Annotated in this window: 28 protein-coding genes and 2 pseudogenes; 16 read left to right on the top strand and 14 right to left on the bottom strand. The window is 62.4% G+C overall.

Annotated features, from left to right (window positions below):
• Nucleotides 1–8: 8 nt before the first annotated feature.
• The 14 genes from NXT3_RS20490 (at nucleotide 9) to NXT3_RS20425 (ending at nucleotide 12,780) form a co-directional block, all read left to right on the top strand.
• Nucleotides 9–794 carry an ABC transporter permease gene (locus tag NXT3_RS20490; protein WP_064253802.1) on the top strand — a complete coding sequence of 262 codons (786 nt, stop codon included), beginning with the start codon at nucleotides 9–11 and terminating at the stop codon, nucleotides 792–794.
• Complete coding sequence (locus NXT3_RS20485; RefSeq protein ID WP_064253803.1) at nucleotides 791–1,618, top strand: ABC transporter ATP-binding protein; 828 nt, start codon at nucleotides 791–793, stop codon at nucleotides 1,616–1,618. The genes NXT3_RS20490 and NXT3_RS20485 overlap by 4 nt, the downstream gene beginning before the upstream one ends.
• A 203-nt stretch (nucleotides 1,619–1,821) precedes the next feature.
• Entirely contained in the window at nucleotides 1,822–2,817 is a 996-nt protein-coding gene (locus NXT3_RS20480) for an MsnO8 family LLM class oxidoreductase (protein WP_104840207.1), read from the top strand.
• 24 nt (nucleotides 2,818–2,841) lie between these two features.
• On the top strand, nucleotides 2,842–4,185 hold the full coding sequence (locus NXT3_RS20475; RefSeq protein WP_104840206.1) for an LLM class flavin-dependent oxidoreductase: 1,344 nt from the start codon (nucleotides 2,842–2,844) through the stop codon (nucleotides 4,183–4,185).
• A gap of 17 nt (nucleotides 4,186–4,202) precedes the next feature.
• Nucleotides 4,203–5,417 carry a M20 aminoacylase family protein gene (locus NXT3_RS20470; RefSeq protein ID WP_104840205.1) on the top strand — a complete coding sequence of 405 codons (1,215 nt, stop codon included), beginning with the start codon at nucleotides 4,203–4,205 and terminating at the stop codon, nucleotides 5,415–5,417.
• A complete protein-coding gene (locus tag NXT3_RS20465; protein WP_104840204.1) occupies nucleotides 5,414–5,965 on the top strand; it encodes a GNAT family N-acetyltransferase in 552 nt (183 codons plus the stop codon). Before NXT3_RS20470 ends, NXT3_RS20465 begins: the two co-directional genes overlap by 4 nt.
• 63 nt (nucleotides 5,966–6,028) lie before the next feature.
• Nucleotides 6,029–7,798: an amino acid ABC transporter permease/ATP-binding protein gene (locus NXT3_RS32970; protein ID WP_104840203.1), complete on the top strand. Its 1,770-nt coding sequence runs from the start codon at nucleotides 6,029–6,031 to the stop codon at nucleotides 7,796–7,798.
• Nucleotides 7,799–7,866: 68 nt separating this feature from the next.
• Nucleotides 7,867–8,811, top strand: a complete 945-nt coding sequence (locus NXT3_RS20455) for an ABC transporter substrate-binding protein (RefSeq protein ID WP_104840202.1) — start codon at nucleotides 7,867–7,869, stop codon at nucleotides 8,809–8,811.
• A 67-nt stretch (nucleotides 8,812–8,878) separates the two neighbouring features.
• Complete coding sequence (locus tag NXT3_RS20450) at nucleotides 8,879–9,811, top strand: ABC transporter substrate-binding protein (protein ID WP_104840201.1); 933 nt, start codon at nucleotides 8,879–8,881, stop codon at nucleotides 9,809–9,811.
• Nucleotides 9,812–9,822: 11 nt separating this feature from the next.
• Nucleotides 9,823–10,926, top strand: a complete 1,104-nt coding sequence (locus tag NXT3_RS20445; RefSeq protein ID WP_104840340.1) for an LLM class flavin-dependent oxidoreductase — start codon at nucleotides 9,823–9,825, stop codon at nucleotides 10,924–10,926.
• On the top strand, nucleotides 10,904–11,107 hold the full coding sequence (locus NXT3_RS20440) for a hypothetical protein (RefSeq protein ID WP_104840200.1): 204 nt from the start codon (nucleotides 10,904–10,906) through the stop codon (nucleotides 11,105–11,107). Before NXT3_RS20445 ends, NXT3_RS20440 begins: the two co-directional genes overlap by 23 nt.
• Before the next feature lie 57 nt (nucleotides 11,108–11,164).
• Nucleotides 11,165–11,761, top strand: coding sequence for a nitroreductase family protein (locus NXT3_RS20435; protein ID WP_199773373.1), 597 nt, complete (start codon nucleotides 11,165–11,167; stop codon nucleotides 11,759–11,761).
• A 35-nt stretch (nucleotides 11,762–11,796) separates the two neighbouring features.
• Nucleotides 11,797–12,090, top strand: a complete 294-nt coding sequence (locus NXT3_RS32965; RefSeq protein WP_272939861.1) for a DUF2934 domain-containing protein — start codon at nucleotides 11,797–11,799, stop codon at nucleotides 12,088–12,090.
• Nucleotides 12,091–12,414: 324 nt separating this feature from the next.
• Nucleotides 12,415–12,780 (top strand): hypothetical protein, encoded by a 366-nt coding sequence (locus tag NXT3_RS20425; RefSeq protein WP_104840198.1) that lies wholly within the window; start codon nucleotides 12,415–12,417, stop codon nucleotides 12,778–12,780.
• Nucleotides 12,781–12,893: 113 nt separating this feature from the next.
• Here the strand turns inward: NXT3_RS20425 and NXT3_RS20420 are convergent, their stop codons facing one another.
• From NXT3_RS20420 to NXT3_RS20395, 6 genes are all read right to left on the bottom strand, one after another.
• Entirely contained in the window at nucleotides 12,894–13,190 is a 297-nt protein-coding gene (locus tag NXT3_RS20420; protein WP_104840197.1) for a copper-binding protein, read from the bottom strand.
• 19 nt (nucleotides 13,191–13,209) lie between these two features.
• Nucleotides 13,210–13,689 carry a cupredoxin domain-containing protein gene (locus NXT3_RS20415; protein WP_104840338.1) on the bottom strand — a complete coding sequence of 160 codons (480 nt, stop codon included), beginning with the start codon at nucleotides 13,687–13,689 and terminating at the stop codon, nucleotides 13,210–13,212.
• A 39-nt stretch (nucleotides 13,690–13,728) separates the two neighbouring features.
• Nucleotides 13,729–15,078 carry a multicopper oxidase family protein gene (locus NXT3_RS20410; protein WP_104840196.1) on the bottom strand — a complete coding sequence of 450 codons (1,350 nt, stop codon included), beginning with the start codon at nucleotides 15,076–15,078 and terminating at the stop codon, nucleotides 13,729–13,731.
• Between the two features lie 15 nt (nucleotides 15,079–15,093).
• Nucleotides 15,094–16,554 (bottom strand): TolC family protein, encoded by a 1,461-nt coding sequence (locus NXT3_RS20405; RefSeq protein WP_104840195.1) that lies wholly within the window; start codon nucleotides 16,552–16,554, stop codon nucleotides 15,094–15,096.
• Entirely contained in the window at nucleotides 16,551–16,778 is a 228-nt protein-coding gene (locus tag NXT3_RS20400; protein ID WP_104840194.1) for a hypothetical protein, read from the bottom strand. The genes NXT3_RS20405 and NXT3_RS20400 overlap by 4 nt, the downstream gene beginning before the upstream one ends.
• Before the next feature lie 93 nt (nucleotides 16,779–16,871).
• A complete protein-coding gene (locus NXT3_RS20395) occupies nucleotides 16,872–17,252 on the bottom strand; it encodes a hypothetical protein (protein ID WP_104840337.1) in 381 nt (126 codons plus the stop codon).
• 239 nt (nucleotides 17,253–17,491) lie between these two features.
• On the opposite strand from NXT3_RS20395, the pseudogene NXT3_RS33110 reads away from it, so the two are divergent.
• Nucleotides 17,492–17,578, top strand: a pseudogene (locus tag NXT3_RS33110) (DedA family protein); the annotation flags it as partial.
• An 85-nt stretch (nucleotides 17,579–17,663) separates the two neighbouring features.
• Here NXT3_RS33110 and NXT3_RS20390 read toward each other — a convergent pair.
• The 4 genes and pseudogenes from NXT3_RS20390 to NXT3_RS20375 form a co-directional block, all read right to left on the bottom strand.
• On the bottom strand, nucleotides 17,664–18,152 hold the full coding sequence (locus NXT3_RS20390) for a DUF305 domain-containing protein (RefSeq protein ID WP_104840193.1): 489 nt from the start codon (nucleotides 18,150–18,152) through the stop codon (nucleotides 17,664–17,666).
• Between the two features lie 117 nt (nucleotides 18,153–18,269).
• Nucleotides 18,270–18,788, bottom strand: coding sequence for an SRPBCC family protein (locus NXT3_RS20385; protein WP_104840192.1), 519 nt, complete (start codon nucleotides 18,786–18,788; stop codon nucleotides 18,270–18,272).
• Nucleotides 18,785–18,985, bottom strand: a complete 201-nt coding sequence (locus NXT3_RS20380) for a DUF2933 domain-containing protein (RefSeq protein ID WP_104840191.1) — start codon at nucleotides 18,983–18,985, stop codon at nucleotides 18,785–18,787. The genes NXT3_RS20385 and NXT3_RS20380 overlap by 4 nt, the downstream gene beginning before the upstream one ends.
• Nucleotides 18,982–20,987: pseudogene (locus NXT3_RS20375) on the bottom strand (copper-transporting P-type ATPase). Before NXT3_RS20375 ends, NXT3_RS20380 begins: the two are co-directional and overlap by 4 nt.
• 145 nt (nucleotides 20,988–21,132) lie before the next feature.
• Here NXT3_RS20375 and NXT3_RS20370 point away from each other — a divergent pair.
• Nucleotides 21,133–21,699: a cytochrome c gene (locus tag NXT3_RS20370; RefSeq protein ID WP_104840190.1), complete on the top strand. Its 567-nt coding sequence runs from the start codon at nucleotides 21,133–21,135 to the stop codon at nucleotides 21,697–21,699.
• A gap of 18 nt (nucleotides 21,700–21,717) precedes the next feature.
• On the opposite strand, the gene NXT3_RS20365 is transcribed toward NXT3_RS20370, so the two are convergent.
• From NXT3_RS20365 to NXT3_RS20350, 4 genes are all read right to left on the bottom strand, one after another.
• A complete protein-coding gene (locus NXT3_RS20365; protein ID WP_104840189.1) occupies nucleotides 21,718–22,242 on the bottom strand; it encodes a hypothetical protein in 525 nt (174 codons plus the stop codon).
• 630 nt (nucleotides 22,243–22,872) lie between these two features.
• Nucleotides 22,873–24,075 carry an MFS transporter gene (locus NXT3_RS20360; protein ID WP_104840336.1) on the bottom strand — a complete coding sequence of 401 codons (1,203 nt, stop codon included), beginning with the start codon at nucleotides 24,073–24,075 and terminating at the stop codon, nucleotides 22,873–22,875.
• A gap of 42 nt (nucleotides 24,076–24,117) precedes the next feature.
• Nucleotides 24,118–25,533 (bottom strand): chromate efflux transporter, encoded by a 1,416-nt coding sequence (gene chrA, locus NXT3_RS20355; protein WP_199773360.1) that lies wholly within the window; start codon nucleotides 25,531–25,533, stop codon nucleotides 24,118–24,120.
• Complete coding sequence (locus NXT3_RS20350; RefSeq protein WP_104840188.1) at nucleotides 25,526–26,347, bottom strand: chromate resistance protein ChrB domain-containing protein; 822 nt, start codon at nucleotides 26,345–26,347, stop codon at nucleotides 25,526–25,528. Before NXT3_RS20350 ends, chrA begins: the two co-directional genes overlap by 8 nt.
• Nucleotides 26,348–26,435 lie beyond the last annotated feature (88 nt).

The raw sequence follows: 26,435 nt of genomic DNA, 5'->3' as shown, positions 1-26,435 counted from the left end.
GGCCACCGATGACCGGCTCCCTCATCGGACATTGGCTGCGCCGGGCCGGCTCGCTCGCCATCTGCCTCTTCGTTTGGCAGATGGCGTCCAGCCTCAAGGTGAGTCTCGGCATCGTTACCTTCGAGAATGTGCCGTCGCCGGTGGATGTGGTTATCGCAATGCTCGATTTCCTTGCCTCGCCGCGGCTTTTCGCCCATGTCTCGAGCAGTCTTGGACGGGTCTTTGCAGGCTATGCGATCGCGGCTGCCGTCGGAGTCGCGCTCGGCCTCATCATTGGACGCTTTCGCGTTCTCGGGGATTTTCTGCAGACGCCTCTCGAACTGTTGCGGCCGATCCCTGCCGTCGCGTGGATCCCGCTCGCGGTTCTGATGTTCCCATCGTCGGAACTCTCGATGATCTTCATCACCTTCACCGGGGCTTTGTTTCCAATCGTCATCAACACGGTCCATGGCGTGGAAAGTGTCGATCCGCGGCTGATCGCCTCGGCCAGGAGCCTCGGAAGCACCCGCGCCGCCATGCTGTTCGAGGTCATCATTCCGGGTGCGGCGCCGAATATCGTCACAGGGCTGGTGATCGGCATGGGAACGTCATGGTTCTGCCTCGTCACGGCGGAGATGATCTCCGGCCAGTTCGGCATCGGCTACTACACCTGGGAATCCTACACCTTGCAGAACTATCCCGAGATCATCGTCGGCATGGTCGTGATCGGGCTGCTCGGCATGGCGAGCAGTGCGCTCCTCAAGGCGGCGGGGACCGCACTCCTGCCATGGAACAAGAAGGAAGGCCGTCAATGAACATCCAGAAGCGCATAGCCGGTGCTGCGACCGGACGAGTCGAGGCCGAGCACGTTTCGATCAGGCTTGGCCGCGGCAGCACGATGTTCGAAGCCGTCAGCGATGTCAGCTTCGAGGTTTCGCCCGGCGAGTTCGTTTGCCTCCTGGGTCCCTCCGGCTGTGGCAAATCCACGCTGCTCGGTGCATTGGCAGGGCATATCATTCCGGCCGCGGGCAGGCTCTCGGTCGATGGTCTAGCCGTTAACGGCCCCGATCCGGAGCGCGGCATCGTTTTTCAGCACCACACGCTTTTTCCCTGGAAGAATGCCCGCGACAACGTCGCTTTCGGTCCGAAGATGCGCGGCATTGGGCGTTCGGAGAGGAGGCTCGAAGCGGAGAGGGTGCTCGATCTGGTCGGCTTGAGCGGGTTTGCCGATCGTTATCCGTCCGAGCTTTCCGGCGGTATGCAGCAGCGTGTGGAGATCGCGCGCGTCCTCATCAACCAGCCGAAGCTCCTGCTGATGGACGAACCCTTCGGAGCACTGGATGCATTGACGAGGCTCAGGATGCAGGAACTGTTGCTCGAAATCTGGGAGCAGTTCCGCAAGACCATCGTCTTCGTCACCCATGACATCGACGAAGCCTTGTTGCTTGCAGACCGCATCATCGTCATGCAGGCGCAGCCCGGCCGGATTCACGAAGAAATCAAAGTCCCCTTTGACAGACCGAGAACCACCAAGATCATCGCATCAAGCGAGTTCATGCGACTGAAACGGCGCTGCCTGCACTTGCTTCACAGCGACAGGCGAGGGGACACCCTGGCCCGACTTTCGCCGCTCGGCTAGGTCCGCCCGGCGTGGGCGCCGCGAATGTCTGACGTCGATCGGTTAGCACGGGCAGGAGGCTAAGGACGGTAAACGCCTCTTCAATCGGCGGTAGAAGCGACAACTTTCCTCATTCGCAGGCGCAAACAGAACCGCATTTCTTAAAGTGCATAAAAATTATGTATTAACTGGAGTTCAGTCCTGGCGGAAACCGGAACAGCTCCATGGCTTACCAGCTCAGCCTGCTCGACAAGAGCCCCCTCGATGAAGGAAAAACGGCCGCCGATGCGCTGCAGGCAACGGCCGCGCTCGCAGCCAGGGCAGAGGAATTGGGCTATTGCCGGTTCTGGGTTGCTGAACATCATAACATGGCGGGTCTTGCAAGTTCGGCGCCGGAAACGCTGATCGCCTATCTCCTTGCGAGGACGTCCAAGATCCGCGTCGGATCAGGCGGTGTGATGCTGCAGCACTACAGCACCTACAAGGTGGCTGAGACCTTCAACCTTCTCGCCACGCTTGCGCCCGGACGCGTCGACCTAGGCGTCGGCAAGGCGCCGGGCGGCTTGCCCCTTGCTACGCGGGCGCTTCAGGCGGCGGTCGATCCTTCGCGCCGGCAAAGCTTTGCCGAGCAGCTTGCCGATCTCAACCGCTATCTTGATCCGGACGAGGGTCGGGACGGCGGTCTATTCGCGACCCCTTTGCCGCCAACCGCGCCGGACCGCTTCCTGCTCGGAGCCGGCGTGGAGAGCGCCAGGCTCGCGGCCGAAAAGGGCTGGAAGCTCGTCTTCGCCGGGCACCTGAACGGCGATCCGGACAATCTAGACAAGACGTTCAAGGCCTACGAACAGGCGTCCGGTGGTGACCGACCGATCCTGGCGCTCGCGGCGCTCGCGGCAGAAACCGAGGGTGGGGCACGCGAGCGCGTCGCGGGCCTGAAAATCTTCAAGGTTTTCCTTGCCGACGGCCAGAGCGTCAATGTCGGCAGCGAGGAACAGGCCGCGGAATTCGCCCGTCAGGCCGGTGTTGCCGAATACCGCATCGAGGAGAAAACCCCGAGCGTGGTCCACGGCACGGCGCAGCAGGTGCACGACGAGCTCGATGCATTGCACCGGCGCCACGGCGTGACGGAATTCATCATCGATACCCCCGCCGTGGGTGCCGCCGAACGGCTCGCCTCCATCGAGCTCATCGCCAGAGAGCGGCTTTCCCTCGCAGCCTGACCCATTCGCAGAAGGATCAATGCGATGACCAGCAAGAAAGTGACTTTCGGCATCATGCTGCAGGGACCGGGCGGACACATGAATGCCTGGAAGCATCCGAGCGGGCCGGCCGATGCCAGTGTCAATTTCGGTTTCTTCGTCGAAACGGCCCTGAAGGCGGAGGCCGCCGGTATCGCCTTCGCCTTCGTCGCCGACGGACTCTACATCAACGAACAGTCGATCCCGCATTTCCTCAACCGATTCGAGCCTATCTCGATCCTGTCGGCGCTGGCGGCGTCCACCTCGAAGATCGGCCTCGTCGGCACGGTTTCGACCTCCTACAGCGATCCCTTCACCATTGCCCGGCAGTTCGCCTCGCTCGATCTGATCAGCGGCGGGCGCGCCGGCTGGAACGCGGTGACGTCGCCGCTCGAGGGTTCGGGCCGGAACTATGGCAAGCCGCACCCGGAGCATGAACTGCGCTACGAGATCGCCGACGAATATCTCGATGTGACGAAAGGCCTTTGGGATTCTTGGGACGACGGCGCCTTCGTGTGCAACCGCGACACGGGGGTTTTTGTCGACAAGACGAAGATGCGTCGGCTGAACCACAAGGGGCGCTTTTTCCAGATCGAGGGGCCGCTGAACATCGGCCGCTCGAAACAAGGACAGCCGGTTGTCTTCCAGGCCGGCGCCTCGGACTCCGGCGTCAGGCTTGCCGGCAAGCATGCCGACGCCGTGTTCACCAATGGCGGGCCGATCGATGAGGCGAAGGCTTTCTACAAGCAGGTCAAGCAAAGCGCGATCGCGCAGGGACGAAGTGCGGCGGACATTCGGATCTTCCCGGGGATCGGTCCGATCGTCGGCACGAGCGCCGAAGAGGCCGAGGCGAAATACCAGGCTATCCGCAGCCTCGTGACAATCGAGGAAGCGCTCCGCTATCTCGGCCGCTTTTTCGATCACCACGATTTCAGCGCCTATCCGCTCGACGCGCCCTTTCCCGACATCGGCGACATCGGCAAGAACAGTTTTCGCGCCACCACCGACCGCATCAAGAAGACGGCGCGCGAAACAAGGGCGACGCTCCAGGAGATAGCACTCGACGTCGCGACGCCGAGGACAGCCTTCATCGGCACTGCCGACCACATCGCCGACGAGATTATCCGCTGGGTCGATGGGGAAGCCGCCGATGGCTTCATTCTTGGGTTCCCCGTGATCGCCGAGGGGCTCGACGACTTCGTCGCTCATGTGCTGCCGCTCCTTGAGCGGCGCGGCTATTTCGATTCCAAGCTGAAGGGCACGACACTTCGCAGCCATCTTGGGCTCCCCTACCGGGAGAGCCGCTACGCCAGCACTGCTCAGGAGCCCCTGCACAAGGTTCGCGCCTGACCGTCGGAGGTGTCGGAATGAATGCCATCACCAACAACGCCCAATTCATCGATGACGTCGAGCAAGGCATCGCTGCCTACATTGGCGAGATGATCGAGTTGCGGCATGATCTTCACCGAAATCCGGAACTCGCGTTCCAGGAGGTCCGTACCAGCGGCATCGTCGCGAATTTCCTCACGAGCTGGGGATACGAGGTTGCAACGGGTATCGCCGGAACGGGCGTCGTGGCGACGCTCCAACGCGGGGAGGGCAGTCGGCGCATCGGCATCCGCGCGGACATGGATGCGCTGCCGATCGACGAGAAAACCAATCTCTCGTATGCGAGCCAGGAGCCGGGTGTCATGCATGCCTGCGGTCATGACGGCCACACGACGATTCTTCTTACGGCAGCACGCTATCTTGCCCAAAGCGGCCGCTTCTCCGGCACGCTGAGGCTCATCTTTCAACCAGCGGAGGAGATCGGGGCCGGGGCGCGCAAAATGCTGTCGGACGGGCTGTTCGAACGCTTCCCGGTTGATGCGGTCTTCGGCCTGCACAACTGGCCCGGTATCGCGATTGGCCATTTTGGGTTCGTCGCGGGACCGGCAATGGCGTCGGTCGATCAGGCGATAATTCACATCAAGGGCAGGGGTGGTCACGGCGCAGAGCCCCATAATGCGGTCGATCCGGTCGTAGCAGCTGCGTCGTTCATCACAGCATTGCAGAGTATCGTTTCGCGCAACGTCGATCCGCGGGAGATGGCGGTCGTTACCGTCGGGTCGATCCACGGCGGATCAGCGTCGAACGTGATCCCGGACAGTGTCGAGATCAAACTGACGGTCAGGAGCTACAGCGAAGCAGTTCGCCAGCAGTTGAAGACACGCATCGCAGCGCTTGCCCGGGCACAGGCCGAAAGCTTCGGGGCGTGCGCTGACGTCGACTACCGGCTCGGCTTCCCGGCGGTCGTCAACCATGAGGAAGAAACGGCATTCGCGCGCCGTGTCGCCGTCGACACCTTCGGCGAAGGCTGGATCGAACAGGAGTTCAAGCCCCGCACCGCTAGTGAGGACTTTGCCTTCTTTCTCGCGCGCCAGCCCGGCAGCTACCTCTTCGTAGGCAATGGCGAGAGCGCCGCGTTGCACAGCCCCCACTACAACTTCGACGATGGGATCATCGCACCCGCTGCTCGCTATTGGGTCCGGCTCGCCGAAACCTTCCTGCGCAACGATTCCAAGAACAGGAGACCGGCATGAGCGACACGTTTGTCTACACGTCGCCACTCGATCCACGTGCAAAACCGCTGATCGACGAGCTCATCTTCGAATATGACAGCCGCTACGGCACCTATTTCGACGAACAGGGCGCAGCCGCCGAGCTCAATCGATATCCGCCCGAAGCCTTCGCTCCGCCGCATGGCAATTTCGTGCTCCTGATCCGAAACGGGGAGACGATCGGCGGCGGTGCCTTCAAGCACTACGACGACAGGACAGCTGAATTCAAACGGATATGGACGCGTTTAGATCTGCGCCGCCAGGGCCTGGCGCGCAAGGTCATTCTGGAGCTTGAGGCACAGGCCGCGCGGCAGGGCTATTCGCGAATCTATCTGACGACCGGATTCCGGCAGCCTGAGGCCGTCGGACTCTACCTCACCAATGGCTACACGGCGCTTTTCGATGTCGACGCCGACCCGGAAACCTACAAGACGCTACCCTTCGAGAAGGACATCTCCCATCTCGTCGCCTCGGCTGCCCTGTTGGGCGGATCGCTGCCACAGGAGCCGCTTCTGGCGGGCCATCCCTAACGCCGCCGGCGCACCCGGAACCAAGGCGCGGCTTCACCCCAAATAATCCGAAAGGACTCAGCAATGGCACTTCTGAGCGACTATGCGGCGGGCGCCGAAATCGAACGACGAAGCGAAGCCACGCAGAGTTACGCGCATTATCGCATCGTCCCGGCGCGCCACCCAGGTCGCGCGCTTGGTTCGTTGTTTGCCGCTGTGGTTATCGCAGCATTGCTCTATTCGGTGCTCACCAACCCGCGCTGGGGCTGGCCGGTCTTCGCCGAGTGGTTCTTCGCCGAGCCGGTTCTTGCCGGCCTTGGGCGGACGCTGCTGCTGACGGCGCTGGCGACTGTTTCCGGTTCGCTTCTCGGGACCGGTCTGGCGCTTGCAAGAGTTTCGAAGTCACCCCTGCTTGTCAGTCTCTCGTTTGGTTATATCTGGCTGCTGCGTTCGATCCCGCTTATCGTCCTGCTGCTCGTGCTCAACAATCTTGGCTATCTCTACGAGACGATCACCCTCAGCGTTCCCTTCACCGACACGGTGTTTGTGAACTACCCGACGACACAATTGCTGACGCCGTTTGCGGCTGCGTTCCTGGGCTTGACCCTCAATCAGTCGGCCTTTTTCGCCGAGATCGTGCGCGGCGGCATACTCTCCGTCGACCAGGGACAGCACGAGGCGGCCGCCGCCCTCGGTCTACCACGCAGTCGGCAGGCGTTCCGTATCGTTTTGCCGCAGGCCATGCGCTCGATCTTGCCGACCGGCTTCAACGAGATCATCGGGCTCGCGAAAAGCACCTCGATGGTCTACGTGCTGGCGCTGCCGGAGCTCTTCTATACGGTCCAGGTCATCTATCGCCGCAACCTCGAAGTCATTCCGCTCCTGATGGTGGCGACCGTCTGGTACCTCGTGATCATGACCGGTCTCTCGATCGGCCAGCACTATATCGAGCGGCATTTCTCGAAGGGCGCGGTTCGCAATCCGGTGCCGCTGCCCTTCCAGGCCTTTTTCTCGCGCTTCCGCCGTCCGCTGCCGGAAATCTCGGAGACGACCGCCAACAGGGCAGGATTTCACGGCGCGCAGGTTCCGCGCTCCGGCGGCGCCGTCCATGTTCACGGCATCTCCAAGAGCTTCGGTTCGTTCAAGGTGCTGGACAATGTAGAACTCAACCTGCCCGCCGGCAGCGTGACCGCAATCCTCGGACCGTCCGGCTCCGGCAAATCCACCTTGCTCAGGACGATCAATCACCTCGAGCGCGTCGATGACGGGTTCATATCAATCGATGGCGAACTCGTCGGCTATCGCCAGAAGGCCGATACGCTCTACGAGCTGAAGGAAAAGGACATCCTCAAGCGTCGCGCCGACATCGGCATGGTGTTCCAGAACTTCAACCTGTTCCCGCACATGACCGTGCTCGAAAATCTCATCGAGGCGCCGCTGCAGGTGCGCGGTGTCGAACGAGCCGAGGCCATCCGGCTGGCGCAGGACCTGCTTGCCCGCGTCGGTTTGAGCGACAAGATCAATGCCTATCCACGCCAGCTTTCAGGCGGTCAGCAGCAGCGGGTCGCCATCGCCCGCGCCCTGGCATTGCGCCCGAAAGTGCTGCTCTTCGACGAGCCCACCTCCGCGCTCGATCCCGAACTCGTCGGCGAAGTGCTCGACGTGATCAAGGAACTGGCCCGCACCGGCACGACGCTCGTGATCGTGACCCACGAGATCGGGTTTGCCCGCGAGGTCGCCGACACCGTGGTCTTCATGGACGCGGGCCGCGTGCTCGAGGCGGGGCCGCCGGCGCTGATCTTCAGCGAAGCACAGCATCCCCGTACCCGCGAATTTCTGGCCCGGGTTCTCTGAAGCTCCCCGCCTCGGGCGCGCATCCGAACGACACAATCCACAATTCTGAGATGAAAAGGAGTGAACGCATGGCAGTCTTCGGTTCCGCAAAACTGCTCCTTGCTGGCGCAATCGCGGTAGCGAGCATCGGACTCGGCCCGGCCTGGGGTGAGGAGAGATATGACTTGAGCCCGGACACCTCCAATCGTGTCCGGGCCGAGAGGAACGAGGCCGCGATCAAGGCGATCGCTCCCGACTTCAGGTTCGTCACTCAGGGCAAGTTCACGGTCGCCATCAGTCCGTGGGATCCGCCGATCGGCACCTATGCGACGGATTCCAAGACGGTCGTCGGCGCCGATCCGGACCTTGCGTCGCTTCTTGCCGATTCGCTCGGGCTGGAACTCGAACTCGTGCCGGTCGCCTGGGCCGATTGGCCGCTCGGCGTCAGTTCCGGCAAATACGATGCTGTGATCAGCAACGTGACTGTCACCGAAGAACGCAAGGAGAAATTCGACTTTTCGACCTACCGCAAGGATGTGCTTGCCTTCACCGTCAAGGCGGACAGCCCGATCAACTCGATCAAGGAGCCGAAGGACGTGGCCGGACTCAGGGTCATCACCGGCACCGGCACCAACCAGGAAAAGATCATCCTCGAATGGGACCGCGAGAACGTGGCCGCCGGCCTGAAGCCGATCGAGGTGCAATATTACGACGATCGCGCCGCGGCCGATCTGGCACTGCAGGCCGGGCGGGCCGACGCCGAGTTCAACCCGAACGCCACCCGCGCCTATGCCGCTTCGATCAAGAAGGACACCAAGGTTGTCGGCATCGTCAGCGGCGGCTGGCCGCTGACGGCGGAAATTGCGGTCACAACCCGCAAGGGCGCCGGCCTCGCCAACGCGATCACCATCGCCATCAACGATCTGATCAAGAGCGGCAAGTATGGCGAGGTGCTGAAGCGCTGGAGCGTCACTGACGAGGCGGTCGAGGCATCGCAGACCAACCCGCCCGGCCTGCCGAAGAGCGGTTCGTGATCACCTCGTTCATTCGACCGGCGGCTTAATCGCCGCCTTCCGTCTTTCAAAGGAGATCACAAGCAAGATGGGCATTCGGGTAATCCGCACGATTGTCACCGCAACGGTGGCGGCGCTCCTTCACTTCAGTCCTGCGCAAGCCGATACCGGCTTCGACCTCAGCCCAGAACAGCCGGGTCGCGTCCGCGCTGAAAGAAACGAAAAGGCGATCGCGGTAATCCCCGCTGCCTTCAACTTCGTCACTCCCGGCAAGTTCACGGTCGCGGTCAGCCCGGGCGGGCCGCCGCTTGCCACTTATGCGACCGATGCCAGGACCGTCGTCGGCGCCGATCCGGACTATGCCGAGGCCATAGCCGACAGTCTTGGCCTGACACTCGAACTGATACCCGTCGCCTGGATCGACTGGCCGCTCGGTCTGACCTCCGGCAAATACGATGCGGTGATCTCCAATGTCGGGGTCACTGAACAGCGCAAGGAGAAGTTCGACTTCTCGAGCTATCGCCAGGGCCTTCACGGCTTCTTCGTCAAAGCCGACAGCACCGTCACGTCGATCAAGGAGCCGAAGGACGCCGCCGGCCTCAGGATCATCGTGGGGGCCGGCACCAATCAGGAGCGCATTCTCCTGAAATGGAGCGAGGAGAATGTGGCGGCCGGGCTGAAACCCCTCGAACTGCAATATTACGACGACGAGGCGGCAAGCCTGCTGGCGTTGAGTTCCGGCCGTGCCGACGTCATTGTCCAACCACACGCGCAACTCGTCTTCATCGCGGCGCGCGACAAGAACATCAGGCGGGTCGGGACGCTGAGTGCCGGCTGGCCGGAGCGATCCGACGTCGCGATCACGACCCGCAAGGGCAGCGGTCTTGCCGATGCGCTGACGATCGCCACCAACGGCCTGATCGAGAGCGGAGCCTATGCCAGGATCCTTGATCGCTGGCATCTCTCCGAGGAAGCCTTGCCCAGATCGGAAACCAATCCTCCCGGCCTGCCGAAATTCTGAGGATGCCGGAAATGACCAACCGCAAAGTCTCGATCAGCCATATCGGCTTCCTCAGTCCGGGAAACTACCGGGACGACGATCCGGTCGAAGGGCTGGAGAAGACGCTGGCGCTGCTGGAGTACGGCGAGGCACTGGGCTTTGACGGCGCATGGGTGCGCCAAAGGCACCTCGAACCGGGCATTTCCTCGGCAGCCGCGTTCCTGGCGGCGGCGACCCAGAGGACGAGCCGTATCGAACTCGGCACCGCCGTCATCCCGATCGGCTATGAAAATCCCTACCGCCTCGCCGAGGACCTCGGGACGGTCGACGTGCTGTCGCGAGGCCGGCTGAATGTCGGTTTGAGCGCTGGCCGGCCGCCGCATCTGGACCTGATCGCGCCGCTCGCCTTCGACGGCGACTGGTCGAGCTACAACTTTTCGCATGCGCGCGTGCTTCGCTTCGCCGAGAATTTGCGCGGCAATTTCCTCGGCGGCGGCGATAACGTCATCACGACTCCCTTCGGCCCCAAGCGCCCGCGCCTGCAGCCTTATGCCAAAGGTCTCATCGAGCGCCTCTGGTATGGCGGCGGCTCGCTTCGTTCCGGCCAATGGGCGGGGGCGAACGGCTTTAATCTGCTGATCGGCAACGTCACGACCGGCGAGGAAACCGATGATTTCTTCGTCGCGCAGGCGCGCCAGCTTGCTTCCTATCGCTCGTCTGGCGGCACTGAAAAGCGGGTGGCGCTCGGCCGGGTCATCGTGCCCTTCGACAGTGCGGATGCTCTTACTCGGCGGCGCTACCGCGAATATGCGGCCGGGCGTCATGCGCGAACGCTCTCGCCCCAAGGCGAACGCCGGACGCTCTATGCCCGCGACCTCGTCGGCACCTCGGAGGAAATTCTGGAGCGGCTGTTTGCCGATCCGCTCCTGCCGGCGGTGAGCGAGCTTCGCGTCGAACTGCCGTACGAGTTCGAAGAGGAGAACTATCGCCAGATACTTGAGGACGTCGTGACCCGCATCGCGCCCGAGCTTGGCTGGGTTGCGCCGGACGCCAGCGACAAGGATGAGAGTGGGGACAGCCTTGCCCCTCCCATGCGACAAACGGAGATAAGCCATGAGCATGCTCAGACAGTTTGAACGCCTGAATGCGATCCGGGATTTCCTGCAGGGCCGGCTTGAGCTTTATGAGGCACGGGATTGCTTCGGGTTCGATGACTTCGACGACGGGACAAGCGATGAGTTCCGAGATCGCATCGCCGAACTCTCCGAAGAGCTCACGAGCCTCAGGCGGCGGCGCGGCCGATACAAAAACTGGTGACTCGTCCTTGCATGACAACTCAAACGCGTCGTTGAAGATTGGAAGACATCAATGACTGTGAATGTGAACTCCCGTATTGCAGAACATGCGATCAATCCGTTATTTCTAGAGCGCTGGTCGCCTCGCGCCTACGCAAGCATCGAGATCTCGCAAGGCGAGCTTTTCGAGATACTGGAAGCGGCCCGCTGGGCGCCGTCTGCCTACAATGCTCAGCCGTGGCACTTCGTCTACTCGCGCCGCGGCGCAAACGGCTGGGAAAAGCTGCTGGGCCTGCTCAATGAATTCAACCAAAGCTGGGCACGGCGAGCGTCGGCGTTGATCTTCGTGCTTTCGAAAACCTCGCTGTTGCCGCCAGGCGCGGCGGAAGAGGTTCCCTCGTACACGCACTCCTTCGACGCGGGCGCCGCTTGGGGCGCACTGGCCCTGCAGGCGGCCCATTCGGGGTGGCAGGCCCACGGCATGGCGGGAATCGATTACGAGCGGGCGCGAACGGAACTCGGCGTTCCCGAGAATTACCGGGTCGAGGCCGCCGTCGCAATCGGCCGCATCGGCGACAAGACGCAACTTCCCGAGCCGCTTCAGCAGCGCGAAGCCCCGAGCCATCGCAAGGCGCTTTCGGAAATTATCTCCGAGGGTCACTTTGCTTCTGCTTGAGGACGGCTACCTGATGGGCGAAGGTCCCGGGAGCGGTGCAGCGTTACTCCCGTGCGCAACTGTGTCCACTCGGTTGGCACGGAATCGCTTTTTCGCGCCGACGTGACGACAGCGGCACAAGTAACAAGGAGAAAAAACGGAGAACATTGGTCGAGCGCGTTCGCAGGCGTGCTTACGAGATTTGGGAGCGCGAAGGCCGGCTTGACGGAGACCATGAGCGCCACTGGCACCAGGCTGCAAAAGAACTTGAAAGCCAAGCCGGCGTCGGTGCCGCTGCTTCGGACCGGTCGGGCAACGTATCTGTCAGAAGTAAGAAAAGCCGCCAGTGAACTCAGGCCATCTGCTCGACGGTGATGCGATGCGAGCGCATCACCGGCGCCCAGATTAGCGCGATAGCCGCTATCGGCTCGGGATCCAGCCGTTCTGGTTGACTGGTGCCGAGGTCGGCATAGGGTCGGAATTCGCCTTCATCATCGTCGCGGGTGGATCGATCTTTCCGGTTCCCATCCGTCGCGAGAGGGTGGACTGCGGAAGTCCAACACGCAGGTGCCGTGCGACGGCTTGGCGCGGCAGAAGCAGCCGTAGAACGGGACGCCACAATGAACATTCTCCGTGGTATAGTTTGGACGCCGCATGAACCACGGGAGGGGTGAATGCGTACTGTCCTCTCGGCCGTTGCTATCGAGACCTTGCTGCTAACGTCTGCGGCCGCGACCGAGCCCCTAGTCTTTCACAGGGCGCACTTTCCCGACCACACCGTTGTCAGCCTGAGTATCGTCGGAAACCGAGCCGCGGCAAGCGTGGGGTACGATTTCGATGTGCTCATCTCGCTCTCTCAAACGAGCGTCGACGGAGAGGGGGCTTACAGCGATCCCGGCAAGCACAAGGCGTCAGTCCGATGCGGTCCTCCGGCAGCGGTCTCGATGGGGAATGTTGACTACCAGATACCTAATTCCGGTGTTGAACCCGACTGGAAGGATGATCTCTGGAGAGCCGTCTGCACGCCGCCCGTATCGTAGCGCTCCCGCTGCATGGCACCTTGGGGCAAATACTAGACATTAATCGGGAGCTGTCGCCCAGCGAATGAGCCGAACAGGACGCGGCCGGCTACGCCTGCGTCCTGTTGCAGCGATTACTTGACCTGCGTCACAGTCAGCTTGCCGTTGACGCGCTCGGCGACGAACTCGACGTTCGCGCCTTCCTTCAGCTTCTCCAGGATGGCGTCGTCCTGGACGCGGAACACCATGGTCATCGCGGGCATGTCGAGGCTCTTCAGTTCCTCGTGGATCAGCGTGACCTTCTTGGCCTTGGCGTCTATCTTCTTCACCGTGGCCTTGGTGAACTCGGCGGCGAGAGCGCCGTAGGCGGTGCCAAGCGCGAGGGCCGAGGCGAGGGTCGAGGCGAGGGTGAGTTTGATGAGCGTTTTCATGTGCGGCTCCTTTCGATGATTACTTTTTGGCAACCGTGACGTCGCCGTGCATGCCCGCGTCGTAGTGGCCGGGGACCAGGCAGGCGATCTTGAACGTGCCGTCGTTGGTGAACTTCCAGATGATTTCGCCGGACTCTCCGGCCGCGAGACGGATGGCGTTCGGATCGTCATGTTCCATCTCCGGGAACTTTTCCATTACCGCCTTGTGCTCCATGATCTTGTCTTCCTGATCGAGCACAAACTCGTGGTCGAGTTCGCCCGCGTTCTTGATCGCGAAGCGAACGGTCTGGCCCTTGCGGACCTTGAAGGTCGACGGCGTGAAGATCATCTTGCCGTCTTCCGTCTCCTTCATCGTGACCTGGATGGTCTGGGTCGCGTTGGCTTTCTTGCCCGGTTCGCCGACCGCCATGGCCTCGCCGTGCCCGCCTGCGTGATTGCCACCCGCGAGCGCCGGGGTGGCGAGCGCGGCGGCGAGAAGTCCGAAGATTTGAGCTTTCATGGTGTGGTCCTTTGGTTGATTGAAGATCGGCATACGGGATCAGCCATGATTTCCATGTTTCGGCGTGATCTGGGTCTTGGCGTCCTTGGCCTTCGGCGCGTCGGGAACTTCGCCCGTCCACTCCCAAGCCTGGGTTCCGGGCGGGTTTTCGTACCAGCCGGGATCGGCGTAGTCGTCCGCGGAGATGCCCTCGCGCACCTTGACGACCGAGAACATGCCGCCCATCTCGATCGGGCCGTGCGGACCCCAGCCGGTCATCATCGGGATGGTGTTTTCGGGGATTTCCATTTCCATCTCGCCCATGTCGGCCATGCCCTTGGTGCCCATCGGCATGTATTCCGGGCGAAGCTTCTTGATCTTCTCGGCGACCTTGCTCTTGTCGACGCCGATGAAGGTCGGGATGTCGTGCCCCATCGCGTTCATCGTGTGGTGCGACTTGTGGCAATGGATCGCCCAGTCGCCCTCGTATCTGGCGTCGAACTCGTAGGCCCGCATCGCGCCCACCGGGATGTCGATGCTGACCTCCGGCCAGCGCGCCTCCGGCCGCACCCAGCCGCCGTCGGTGCAGGTGACCTCGAAGTCGTAGCCATGCATGTGGATCGGGTGGTTGGTCATCGTCAGGTTGCCGACCCGGACGCGCACCCGGTCGTTCTTGGACACGACGAGCGGGCTGATGTCGGGGAAGATGCGGCTGTTCCAGCACCACATGTTGAAGTCGGTCATCTCCATGATGCGCGGGACGTAAGAGCCAGGATCGATGTCGTAGGCGTTGAGCAGGAAGACGAAGTCGCGGTCGACCGGCATGAACTTCGGGTCCTTGGGATGGACGACGAAGAAGCCCATCATCCCCATCGCCATCTGCACCATCTCGTCGGAATGCGGGTGGTACATGAAGGTGCCCGATTTCACGAGATCGAACTCGTAGACGAAGGTCTTGCCGACGGGGATGTGCGGCTGCGTGAGGCCGCCGACCCCGTCCATGCCAGACGGCAGGATCATCCCGTGCCAGTGGATCGTCGTATGCTCCGGCAGCTTGTTGGTGACGAAGATGCGCACCCGGTCGCCTTCGACCGCCTCGATCGTCGGACCCGGCGACTGGCCGTTGTAGCCCCAGAGATAGGCGGTCATGCCCTCCGCCATCTCGCGCTCGACCGGCTCGGCGACAAGGTGGAACTCCTTGACGCCGTTGTTCATCCTATAGGGCAGGGTCCAGCCGTTGAGGGTGACGACCGGGTTGTAGTCGGGGCCGGAGGTGGGCTTTAGCGGCGGCTGCGTCTCCGCAGTCTCCATCACGGCCGCCTCGGGCAGTCCCATGTTGGACGTCTTTGCCCAGGCGGCGGTCGACACCAGCGCGGCGCTCGCGCCGAGTAACTGTCTTCTGTTGAACATGGCCTGTTCCTTTCCTCAATGACCGCTGCCGCTTTCGGCGGCAGCCGCGACTTCGGTTTCCCCGGCCGCCGCACCCGCGCCGCCGCCGTAGATGGCGGGGGCGAGGTTGGCCTCGGCCAGCCAGAAGTCGCGCTTGGCGTTGACGGCAAGCAGGTTCGCATTGACCTTTTCGCGGCTGTCGGCGAGCAGCTCGAAGGTGTTGGTGATCATGGCGTTGTAGGTGAGAAGGGATTCCTCCTCGATCTTGGTGCGCAGCGGCACGACGCTGTTTCGGTAGTGCCCGGCTATGTCGTAATTGGCGCGGTACGCCTGGTAGGCCGAGCGCGCTTCGGAGCGGACGTTGACGGCCTTTTCGGCGAGCAGGTTCGCCGCCCGCATATAGGCGAGTTCGGCCTTGCGCATCCGCGCCCTGCCGCTGTCGAAGATCGGAATGACGAATTCGAGTTCTGCCTGTCCGGTCGTCTCGGTATTGACCTCGCCATCCTCCTTTTCCCGTTCGGTCTCGAAGCCGGTGAGGAGCTCGAGGTCTGTAACGTAGCGGGTGGCTTCCGTCAGTTTGTAGGATTTGGCGGTCGCATCGAGGTCGAGCTTCGCCATCTGGAGATCGACACGCCGCTGGATCGCTTCCGCCTCGATCAGGTCACGCTTCATTATCCCCCTCGGCAACTGCGGCAGACGGTTCGGAACCTGATAGTCGATGCCTGAACCCCAGAGCCCCATCAGGCGCGTCAGCTCCTCCTTGGCGAGCCTCGCCTCCAGCCGCGCCTTTGCCGTTTGTCCCGCCAGTTCGGCAAAGAACACATGCTCGCGGGCCTGACCTTCTTTTGTGAGCGCGCCGCTCTTGCCGAGTTCCTGTGCAAGCTCCGAGGCGGCGTCCGCCGCTGCCTGCGCCTGATTGAGCTGGGCCACGGTTTCCCAGGCGGCAACGGCGTTGATCCAGGCGCGACGGGTATCAGCGGCAAGTTGCAGCGTGCGCAGAGCCGCGTTCAACTGCGCCTGCCGGAAGCGGGTGTCGGCGATGGCAATGTCGCGTTCGCGTGTCGCGAGCGCCAGGATATTGTTGGCAATCACGCCCTCGACGGACCTGAATGCCTCGATCCCCGGCGCTCCGATACCGTTGAAGCCGATGGCGACCGTCGGATTGACCAGCATAGTCGATTGCCAGGCATCGGCGGCCGAATCCCCGAGGTCCGCATAAGCCGCCTGCAGACCCTTGTTGTTGAGAAGCGCGACCTGGACGGCGGTCTCGACGTCGATGGTCTTCCTCGCCATCAGCGTCTTCACGCGGTCGGAGACGACACGCGCCTGCTGCTGGTTCTGCACCCACACGGTCTGCTTGCCTGCGGCCTCGGCGGTCTTGGCCTCGACCGAGGAGAAGCCAGCGTTCTTCGCTGCATATTCGCTGGCGGACACGCAGCCGCCGAGCACAAGCGGCAGGGCGAGGGCCGCAGCCAATTTGACAGTGGCTCTCATCATGACGCGTCTCCTTCCGGAGTCTGCGCGCCGTTCTGGTTACGCCACGGCTGGGGATCGACCGGGACGCGGTGGGTGTAGCCCGAAACGGGGCTCGTGTATCGGAGGGGGCGCACCTCGGCTTGGGAGGCGGCGAGATCGCCCGTGGCAATGACATCGGGAGGCAATGTGGAGGCGCATCCGCTCGCGAAAAGCGGCAGGGCGGCCACGAAAAACAATGGTTTCATGGTGTTATCCGAATAGGAATTGCAGCCGCGTTCGAGAGCAAACCTGCTCGCGAACACTCGTTAGCCCCGTGAGAAGAAGGGGTACGGTCCTATTCAGATGTTTGGGGGTCGGTGCAGCGGTGGAAGCTCGCCCCTGCTCCGGGCGTCGTCGATGAACTCGCGAATGGATGCTACGCGAGGTCCGCCAACAGGGTCGGTTTCCGCGACAATCGCCATGCTGACGCAGAAGCCCTTGCAGCACTCCGTCTTCGCGAGCTTCTGAGCGTCGTCCGGGGAGGATTTCTGATCGCCGTGCGAATGTCCGCCGCTTGCCATCTCATGATGATGATCGTCGGACTGAGCACTTTCCGGATGGGACCAAGCGCCATGCATGGCGGCAGAGGCGGTCGGCAATGAGTAAACCGTCAGCGAGATGACAATCGCCAAGCGGAGCAGAACCAACATCTTTTGCAATGTGATTCGAAACATACCCATGCCCGAGAGGACTACCATCGGTCCCGAAGTTGTCAATTGTCAGCCCGTATCAACACGCGATTCGCGTCGATAGTGTGGCACGGCTACAGCGTCTAACTTAAATCTGCAGTCTGATCAGAGTTCTAGGGCTTCCAACGATGGTAAGGTCAAACGGAAAATTCGAGCAAGCCCGTGGTTCTGCCTAGAGAGGACTTTCCCCCTCCTTCGGGATCGTGTTCTCTCTTCCAGCCGATGACCTGATGCTGGGTGTGAGCGCGTATCTGGGATTATTCGCCGTCGCCTTCGGCGCGGCAACCTTGCTGCCGTTCCAGTCGGAACCGGTCGTCAAGCGTTCATCGGCCATTTGTGCTGGAGTCGGGCAAAGCTCTCCGCACGCAAAATTGCACTTGTGGACCTGGTTTTGAACCCGTGCTAATTCAGTCTCGCTTGAACGGATTCCATCTGCACGATCTCCTTGCGCTGCCCTTCGGAGATTTGATTGCAGAGATTGACCAGCTCCTGATCTGTCAGATTCGCTTCGCGACACATCAGAATTGCTCCGGAGTGGTGCGGGATCATTGAAGCGATGAACTGATCATCGTCGATCAGGGCTTGGGTACGAGTTCCGGTAAAAGCCACAACAAAAAGAGCGGCCAGGCTGAGATAAAGGGCCACATTCAGACCCTTGTTCTTGTACATCCCGCCCATGGTCGCCAGCATAATGATCCCCATCGGAGCAACCATCGTGAGCGCCATGTAGAACGTGTTGAGGTTGTTGTGGAGGTCGCGCCAGCCATCGATCATCGAAAACATTACGAAGTACATAACGATCAGGCTGAGCACCATGTTGACGGCAAGCATGAGATAGTGGTGCCGAGACGCGTGCATACCGTGCGTCGATCCGTTGTCGTGCTTTCTCATGGCGATCCTCCGCTGACTGGCGACCGGGCCATTACCTGGGAGCCATAGGAACCGGCGGGTCGGCCGTTCGTTCCATCAAAAAGCGGTCCTGATCAGGCTCTTACAACCCAACTCAGGTCAAAGAGGTCTGGCAGCCGGAGCACGGTTTACGTCACCAAACCTGATGGCTGCGTCTTTCGCCATACGACTGACGCACCAGCGTGCGTAGATCGGTCCAAACAGCGACCCCAAAAACTTTCCACCAAAAGCAGACGGCGGGTCATACTCGATGAAAACGCGAAGCCGCGATGCCCCATGCGAGCCGCTGATCTCGAAGCCCATCCGGTAGGCACCGATGACGAGAAGATTCGGCCGTCGTCGCGTCTCCCACACCTTCCGGCGCGGAGGGTGCCGCTCGGTGACCACTTCTTCGACGAGGAGCCGCAGGCCAAGTATCTTGCCCTGCATCTTGATCACCGAACCGACGGCCCGGCCTTGGGCGGCATCAAACTCGTATGACATCCGGCCGCCCAGCATCATCATCGAGGGCTTCTGCATGTGCGAGCCCAGACTGGCCTGGTCGTCCAGGTAGTCGAAAAGCATCTCGGCGGACGTTCCGACGTCGGCAAGGGCTTGTACCGCGTGCGCGTAGGTCATGTGAGATTATCCCGGTGGTCGCGACGACCATGGCGGTGACTTCCTTGACCATGGAAGAAATGCATCAACGGGCAGGCGAGCAGCAGCAGGTAGGGTGTGAGACCCAGTGCATGCTGCCAGTGCTCGCGGAGAATGAAGAACGCGGCAATCACCGCGAGCGACGCGGCGAACAGCGCCCATTTGCGATCCCAGGTCATATCCGCGCACTCCTCAGTCTCAGCGCGTTGCCGATCACACTGACCGACGAGAGCGCCATCGCCAAGGCGGCGATGATCGGCGACAGGAGAAGCCCGAAGGCCGGATAGAGCACGCCCGCGGCGACAGGCACGCCGGCGGCGTTGTAGATGAAGGCGAAGAACAGGTTCTGCCGGATATTCCTCATCGTCGCATGACTTAGCTGCCGCGCCCGCGCGATTCCCTGGAGATCGCCCTTGAGCAGCGTGACGCCTGCGCTCTCGATCGCCACGTCCGTTCCGGTTCCCATGGCGATTCCGACGTCGGCGGCGGCGAGCGCCGGGGCGTCATTGACACCGTCTCCCGCCACGGCGACCACGCGGCCTTCCTGGCGCAGCCGAGCAACAATCTCGCTCTTGTGATCCGGAAGCACCTCGGCCTCGACCTCCTCGATCCCCAGCCTGCGCGCGACGGCGTTGGCGGTGGTCCTGTTGTCTCCAGTCAGCATGACCACGCGGACGCCTTCATTCCGCAGCGTCTGCACGGCGTCGGGAGTCGTCGTCTTGATCGGGTCGGCAATCGCGAACAGGCCGACAACACGTCCGTCCATCGCTACAAAGATGACGGTGGCTCCTTCGCCGCGCAGGGCTTCGGCCTCCTTTGCAAGGGCCGACACGTCGACTCCGGAATCCTCCATGATTCGGTGGCTTCCGATGATCAGCTTGCGTCCTTCGACAGAGCCGGTGACGCCTTTGCCGACCGGACTATCGAAGTCTTCCGCCTTCCCGAGTGCCAGGCCACGTTCCGTGGCGGCATCGACGATGGCGCTCGCGAGCGGGTGTTCGCTGGCACGCTCCAACGTCGCCGCCAATCGCAAAAGCTCGTTCTCGGCCAGTCCCTCCGTCGTCGCGACCGATATCACCTTTGGCTTGCCTTCGGTGAGCGTCCCGGTCTTGTCGACCACCAGCGTGTCGACCTTCTCGAAGCGCTCGAGTGCTTCGGCGTTCTTGATCAGCACGCCCACGCGTGCACCCTGTCCGACGCCGACCATGATCGACATCGGCGTGGCAAGGCCAAGGGCGCAGGGGCAGGCGATGATCAGGACAGCGACAGCGGCGACGAGGCCATGGGCGAAGCGCGGCTCCGGGCCGAGCCACATCCATGTGGCGAAGGAGATTACGGCAATCGCGATGACAGCGGGAACGAACCAGCCCGAGACCTCGTCGGCCAGGCGCTGGATCGGAGCGCGCGAGCGCTGGGCTTCCGCCACCATCTGCACGATCCGCGACAGCATCGTATCGCGCCCCACTTTTCCGGCTTCCATGACGAAGCCGCCCGTCTTGTTCATCGTGCCGCCGATTAGATTGGCACCCACCTCCTTGGTGACGGGCATCGACTCGCCTGTGATCATCGATTCATCGACCGAGCTGCGGCCGTCGACGAGCGTCCCGTCGTCGCGGATGCGGCGGGCGGTCTTCGGCGCGAGGTCCAGAAGCGCCCGTATCGCGCCCCCGGTCTGTTCCCGCGCACGCAGTTCCAGAACCTGCCCGAGCAGCACGAGCACGGTGATGACGGCGGCCGCCTCGAAATAGACCGCGACCGAACCCGCGTCTAAACGGAAGGTCGGTGGAAGAGACCGGGAAAGACGGTGGCGACAACGCTGAAGACCCAGGCGACACCCGTTCCCATGGCGATTAGCGTGAACATGTTCAGGTGTCGGGTGACGATGGATCGCCAAGCCCTCTCGAAGAAAGGCGCGCCCGCCCAGAGCACGACAGGAGTCGCGAAGACGAGCTGCAGCCAGTTCGACGTCTGAGGACTGAGCAGCATATGGAGGTCGAAGAGGTGACCTCCCATCTCAAGGACGAGCACGGGGACGCTCAGCGCCAATCCGATCCAGAATCGCTGCCGCATGTCGATGAGTTCCGGACTGGGGCCCGTTTCGGCCGTGACGACTTCCGGTTCGAGCGCCATCCCGCAGATCGGACAATTGCCGGGCCCGATCTGCCGTACCTGAGGATGCATCGGGCAGGTGTAAATCACCCCTTCGGCCTCCGTCTGAACTGCGCCCCAAAACGAACAATCTCGCGTGATCTCGCTCGAACCCGTGCGATTACTGTGCCGCGCGCTTACAAGGCTCGCGTTGACCTCGATCAATTGAAAGATAGTTATGGGGCCGAAGATGGTGAAGGCATGCGGCCTGGTTCTCGTAGGGGCGGCGATTGCAGCAATGTCTGCGGCGGCCGCGCAAGGGTTCAAGTCGGACAGTATCGTGCAGGAAAGACAGCAGGATATGAAGGCGATGGCGGCGGCTGCCAAGAGCATCAGCGCCATGTTCAACGGCACGTCCCCGTATGATGCGAAGGCTTTCAAAGCTGCTGCCGAAACGGTCAAGGCCCATTCCGGGGCGCTGCTTTCCTCGCTCTTTGACGGTCCAGTCGTTGCAGGCTCCAAGGCCAGTTCCAATATCGCAGCCGAGCGCCAGACGTTCGACAAGCTGGCCGTTGATCTCGGCGTGTATGCTTCGGCCTTGGCGGTGGCAGCAGACCGCAATCCAGACGTTCTGAGCCCCGAAATGCGCATGCAAGGCGGCGACGTATTGATGGGCGGGCCGCTCGCCAAGAAACGCACGGCGGCGCAGGATGTCTCGTCGATGGCAGCCGAGCATGCCTTTCACCTGATGCTGCAGACTTGTACCTCCTGTCACGCCAAGTTCCGCGTCCAGGACGAGAAGTGACCCTGCCGAATAGCTTCGCTACAGCCGATTCCTGATCTGGCCCTGCTGTTTGCGCCAGCCGTAGCGCGTCAATCCGCGCGGCTTGTAGATCGAAAGCACCGTCGTCACGATCAGGACCAAGACGCCCCCCGAGGCGTGGACCACGAGTGAGCGTCTCAGACCGAGTAGATCGGCGTCTGCCAGCGCCCCCCTAATGGCCGCCGCCGCGACATGGCTTATTCCCTCCATCCGGAGCAGTAGGACGACGGCGGTCAGTATGGTCAGGAGAAGCTTTACGAGCACCCAGTAGTGCCGGAAGAGGCCCCAGGTGGTTCCGAACGCCTGGACAAGTCCGGTAAGCAGCGAGGCGAAGACCAGCGGGACAATGACGAGCCGCGCTACGGCGTCCATCGCGACGTACGGACTTCGCGTCGTCTGAGCATCCACGCCCCAAAGCCCGACGAATCCAAGCGCAAGGAAGCAGGCCACCGCGCCGAGAGTGCCGACCGAGGAGATGACATGCACGACCAGGGTGAACTTGCGGAGCGCCGGAGGCATCGTCATGGGTTGCTGCCTGCGGGTGGATTTCCGCCGTCGCGAGACATGTGGCGGCCTGGTCCGTGGGGGCCGCCGATGTCAACGCGATCACGATCGCCGCCAGCAATATGAGTGCACCGAAAACAGCCCCGGAGATCTTCATCCATAGCGGCATGCCTGGATAGTCGTTTCCCTCGGCCATGTCTTTGTCTCCGCCTCTGATCTCGCCATCTTGGCCCGACATTCGAAAATGAACATCGGGCTGTTAAAAGTGAGCGCATGTTCCGGGATCGGCGGCAAGCAAAATGGCTGTATCCGGGCAGTTGACGATGGAGCGGGAACAATCAAACCCTTCCTCGGCGGCGGCAGTTTGAGGTAGCGCTCACGAGGCGCAATCCTCAACCGGGAGCACAGCGATACCGAAACGGATGCCATGCTGGCATGCAATGAGAAATGTGAAGGGCTGATTAACAGCCACCTGAGATGATCGACCGACAGCCGATGCGGCCGCTGCCTTCGAGAGTCGCCGGTGCATGCAAGCTTCTGGGTTACCCTTTTCAACCCGACGCTGCCACCGATAGCCACGCTGAAAAACCGAGGCCCGAAGCAGTCGCTCGTTCGGGCAAGCGAGTGTCACGGAATTGACCATCGAATGGTCTACCGTTCCTCAGGTGGTTTGAGCTGCCGGAACTGCAGCAACAATAGAAGGTCATAGACAATCTTCAACGCGGCGCAGATGACGAGCGGCCAAGACCGGTACGAGGCAGCGAAGAGAGCACCTGCCATGGCAGGGCTCGCCGCCGCTGCAAGACTGCGCGGCACGGATGTGAAGCTCGCGGCCGCGGCTCGTTCCGCCTCAGTGACAACGGCCATCACATAGGAAGAGCGCGTCGGCACATCCATCTGCGAGAGCGCCGCCCGGATCAGCAGCAGGGCAAGCACCAGGGGCAAGGTCGGTGCGAATGCCGCCAGCAGGAGGGCAATGCTCGACGGAATGTGGGTGAACACCATGGTGTTGATGAGGCCGACATGCCGCGACAGCCATGCGGCGACGGGAAACGAGAACGCCGACAGCACGCCCGACCAGAAGAAGAATATTCCGACTTGCGCAAGCGATAGATCGAAACGCTCGAACAGCCACAAGGCGAGCAGCGACTGGACGACGAAGCCGCCGGCGAAGGCGTCGAGGCTGAACAGGGCTGCGAGCTTCAAAACGATGGCGCGCGATGGACCGAGCGCGGCGGCTTTGGTTTCGTGGCTGGCGATGCGCTTTGGTATGCGGGCATAAAGAATGCCGCCAGCAATGCCCACGAGCGCGTAGAGCACGAACATCAGCTTGATTGCGGTCAGCCGGCCGATTCCCACAACGCTTGTAAAATCGGGAAGGGCCGCGGCGAGCGCGCCGGCGGCACTTGCGAGCGCCCCGACGAGGCTGTAGCGGGCAAACATCTTCGTCCGCTCCGCATCGCTCACTTCGCGGGTGAGCGCCGCATGCTCGAGCGGCACGAAGACACTGACGCTGCCGGCCGACGGATTGATCGTGCCGGCAAAAGCGATCACCAGCAGCAGCCAGTAATCGTGCGCCAGGGACATGGCGACGCCCGTGGCCGTCATCAGGCTAGCGGCGGCCAGAAGCAGCCGGCGAAGATCGTGGCGCGCTCCGAGGAAGCCGACAGCAATCGTCAACAGCGCGGAGCCAAAGAGCGATGCCGTCGCAATGATGCCGACCTGCAGCGGCGAAAATCCGAGGGCGAGCAGATAGACCGGCAACAGGATAGCGACAAAGCCGTCGCCGAAATCCCGCAGAGCGCGCGCCCCGAATAGATGGGTCGCCGGATGGGTGCTGTGCACGGATTTCACGACTTCCATTGCCCAGCGCCCTCCTGCGCTCAGCTTCGGCCGTTACGACATCATCAGCGTCCAGATCATCCCGGCGACCGCGCAGGCCAGCAGCGTCGCGATGACCGAGGCGCGGAACCGGAAGATTGCAATCCCTGCTGCCACGGTCAGCACGAGGGACGGCAGGACCAGCGAGCTCAGCACAGGCACGTCGAGCGAGAGCCGGCCGAGGTTCCAGGCCACGACCTCCGAGAACAGAGTGTGCAGGCCGAACCAGACGGCAAGGTTGAGGATCACGCCGACGACGGCGGCAGTGATCGCCGACATTGCGCCGGTGAGCGCCACGTTGTTGCGCAGCCGCTCGATGAATGGCGCGCCGAGGAAGATCCACAGGAAGCACGGGACGAAGGTCACCCAGGTCGTCAAGATCGCGGCGAGCGTCGCCGCCATCATCGGGTTCAGCGATCCGGGATCCCGGTAGGCTCCCATGAAGCCGACGAACTGAACCACCATGATCAGCGGGCCAGGCGTCGTCTCGGCCATGCCGAGACCGTCGAGCATCTCGCCCGGTCTCAGCCAGTGGTAGTGCTCAACCGCCTGCTGCGCGACATAGGCAAGCACTGCATAGGCTCCGCCGAAGGTGACGACCGCCATCTTGCTAAAGAACATGCCGATCTGGGTGAAGACATTTTCGACGCCGAGGAAGGCTGTCAGCAGCGCCAGGGGCACGAACCAGAGCGCAAAGAACACCGCCGACACCCGTAGCGACCAGGCGAGGTTCGGCCGTGCATGGATCGGCGTCTCTTCGCCGAGAATCGAATCCTCGTCCTTGAGGATCGGACCGGTGCCCGCCTTGTGGCCGCCACCAACCCGGAAGAGCGGTGAACCGGAACGGCCGCCGACATAGCCAATGATGCCGGCCGCCAGGATGATCAGCGGAAACGGCACGCGGAAGAAGAAGATGGCGATGAAGGCCGCAGCGGCAATGCCGATCATCAGCCGGTTCCTGAGCGCCTTGCCGCCGATGCGGAAGACCGCCTGAACGACGACGGCAAGCACCGCCGCCTTCAGGCCAAAGAACAGACCTTCGACGACGGTGACATTGCCGAAGGCGGCGTAGACGTAACTCAAGCCAAGAATCGCGAGAAAACCCGGAAGAACGAACAGCGTGCCGGCGACGAGACCGCCTGCGGTTCGGTGCAGCAGCCAGCCGATGTAGACGGCGAGCTGCTGCGCTTCCGGTCCCGGCAGCAGCATGCAATAGTTCAGTGCGTGCAGGAAGCGGTGCTCGCCGATCCAACGCTTCTCGTCGACGAGAATGCGATGCATCACCGCGATCTGCCCGGCCGGGCCGCCGAAGCTCAGAGCGGCCACTCTCAGCCAGACGCGGACGCCTTCGCTGAATGGGATGCCGTGGCTGTATGGCTGCCGCGCCGAATCCGGCGCGGCCTTGTCGGCAATCTCGGTCATCTCAAGCATCCTTTTTCGGCGACGGCCAGTTGTGCGTTTCCTCGGTGGCGTCGCGGCACCAACGATAGAACGCGTCATAGAGCTGCATCCCTGCCTCGAGCTGCTCGAGGTCGTCGGCATACATCCGCGACAGGCCCAGCGATGCTGCGAGCAGGCCCGGCGCTTCTGGCGCGAGGTCGAGGCGGGCAGTGTCCGCGCCGCGCACGATCATTGCCAGGCGCAGCAGCGGCTCCGTCGCAAGACCGAATTCCTCGACCATTACGTCGAAGGTGCAAAGCTCGCCCTTGTGGCTCCAGCGGATGGGCGCATCGATGTCAAAGGGGGTTGCGGCGAAACGTTCGCCGACCATTTCGACCTCGGGCGGCGACACGTACAGGAAAACCGCCCGCGGGTCGACAAAACGGCGGATCAGCCAGGGGCAGGCAATGCGGTCGATCTTCGGCCGCGCCCGCGTTATCCAGACAGTGCGTCCGCTGGCATCCCGCTCCGGTATCGCGGATACCGGCACGGCCGGATGGCCGCCCTCTGCCCATGCTTCGAAACCGCCCTCGAGCACCTCGGCGGCAATGCCATAGTTGCGCAGCCAGGCGGCAACACCATAGCTCAGCTTCTTGCCGCGATGGCAGATCACGACGGCAGAGTCGCTGTCGATCTCCGCAGCCCAGTCCTGCGCATTGCGATAGTTGCGCCGGACCGATCCCGGCACCAGGCGTGGGTCGACCTCGAAGTCCTCGTCGATGCGGACGTCGAGGAGCGCAGGGCATTTCGGCGTGCCGATCAGGCGGGCGAGCCTTTCGGGAGAAATTTCGAGAAGTGACGACATGGCGCGTCCTCCGGGTGAGCGGCTGAATGGACGCGATACTTCGGCTGTCGCCTCGTGGGGTGATCGCGACCCCATGTGCGATTTTTTG

The organism is Sinorhizobium fredii, from assembly GCF_002944405.1.
GTDB classification, from domain to species: domain Bacteria; phylum Pseudomonadota; class Alphaproteobacteria; order Rhizobiales; family Rhizobiaceae; genus Sinorhizobium; species Sinorhizobium fredii_C.
This window is presented reverse-complemented; position numbering and strand designations above follow the sequence as displayed.

Bases quoted from the DNA above. Each gene is read 5' to 3' on its own strand.
- NXT3_RS20400 (WP_104840194.1), bottom strand. From the start codon at position 16,778: ATGAAACCATTGTTTTTCGTGGCCGCCCTGCCGCTTTTCGCGAGCGGA.
- NXT3_RS20465 (WP_104840204.1), top strand. From the start codon at position 5,414: ATGAGCGACACGTTTGTCTACACGTCGCCACTCGATCCACGTGCAAAA.
- chrA (WP_199773360.1), bottom strand. From the start codon at position 25,533: ATGCTTGAGATGACCGAGATTGCCGACAAGGCCGCGCCGGATTCGGCG.
- NXT3_RS20390 (WP_104840193.1), bottom strand. From the start codon at position 18,152: ATGAGAAAGCACGACAACGGATCGACGCACGGTATGCACGCGTCTCGG.
- NXT3_RS20490 (WP_064253802.1), top strand. From the start codon at position 9: ATGACCGGCTCCCTCATCGGACATTGGCTGCGCCGGGCCGGCTCGCTC.
- NXT3_RS20485 (WP_064253803.1), top strand. From the start codon at position 791: ATGAACATCCAGAAGCGCATAGCCGGTGCTGCGACCGGACGAGTCGAG.
- NXT3_RS20445 (WP_104840340.1), top strand. From the start codon at position 9,823: ATGACCAACCGCAAAGTCTCGATCAGCCATATCGGCTTCCTCAGTCCG.
- NXT3_RS20455 (WP_104840202.1), top strand. From the start codon at position 7,867: ATGGCAGTCTTCGGTTCCGCAAAACTGCTCCTTGCTGGCGCAATCGCG.
- NXT3_RS20425 (WP_104840198.1), top strand. From the start codon at position 12,415: ATGCGTACTGTCCTCTCGGCCGTTGCTATCGAGACCTTGCTGCTAACG.
- NXT3_RS20480 (WP_104840207.1), top strand. From the start codon at position 1,822: ATGGCTTACCAGCTCAGCCTGCTCGACAAGAGCCCCCTCGATGAAGGA.
- NXT3_RS20470 (WP_104840205.1), top strand. From the start codon at position 4,203: ATGAATGCCATCACCAACAACGCCCAATTCATCGATGACGTCGAGCAA.
- NXT3_RS20405 (WP_104840195.1), bottom strand. From the start codon at position 16,554: ATGATGAGAGCCACTGTCAAATTGGCTGCGGCCCTCGCCCTGCCGCTT.
- NXT3_RS20475 (WP_104840206.1), top strand. From the start codon at position 2,842: ATGACCAGCAAGAAAGTGACTTTCGGCATCATGCTGCAGGGACCGGGC.
- NXT3_RS32970 (WP_104840203.1), top strand. From the start codon at position 6,029: ATGGCACTTCTGAGCGACTATGCGGCGGGCGCCGAAATCGAACGACGA.
- NXT3_RS20350 (WP_104840188.1), bottom strand. From the start codon at position 26,347: ATGTCGTCACTTCTCGAAATTTCTCCCGAAAGGCTCGCCCGCCTGATC.
- NXT3_RS20440 (WP_104840200.1), top strand. From the start codon at position 10,904: ATGAGCATGCTCAGACAGTTTGAACGCCTGAATGCGATCCGGGATTTC.
- NXT3_RS20420 (WP_104840197.1), bottom strand. From the start codon at position 13,190: ATGAAAACGCTCATCAAACTCACCCTCGCCTCGACCCTCGCCTCGGCC.
- NXT3_RS20385 (WP_104840192.1), bottom strand. From the start codon at position 18,788: ATGACCTACGCGCACGCGGTACAAGCCCTTGCCGACGTCGGAACGTCC.
- NXT3_RS20410 (WP_104840196.1), bottom strand. From the start codon at position 15,078: ATGTTCAACAGAAGACAGTTACTCGGCGCGAGCGCCGCGCTGGTGTCG.
- NXT3_RS20365 (WP_104840189.1), bottom strand. From the start codon at position 22,242: ATGACGATGCCTCCGGCGCTCCGCAAGTTCACCCTGGTCGTGCATGTC.
- NXT3_RS20395 (WP_104840337.1), bottom strand. From the start codon at position 17,252: ATGGGTATGTTTCGAATCACATTGCAAAAGATGTTGGTTCTGCTCCGC.
- NXT3_RS20380 (WP_104840191.1), bottom strand. From the start codon at position 18,985: ATGACCTGGGATCGCAAATGGGCGCTGTTCGCCGCGTCGCTCGCGGTG.
- NXT3_RS20415 (WP_104840338.1), bottom strand. From the start codon at position 13,689: ATGAAAGCTCAAATCTTCGGACTTCTCGCCGCCGCGCTCGCCACCCCG.
- NXT3_RS20450 (WP_104840201.1), top strand. From the start codon at position 8,879: ATGGGCATTCGGGTAATCCGCACGATTGTCACCGCAACGGTGGCGGCG.
- NXT3_RS20370 (WP_104840190.1), top strand. From the start codon at position 21,133: ATGGGGCCGAAGATGGTGAAGGCATGCGGCCTGGTTCTCGTAGGGGCG.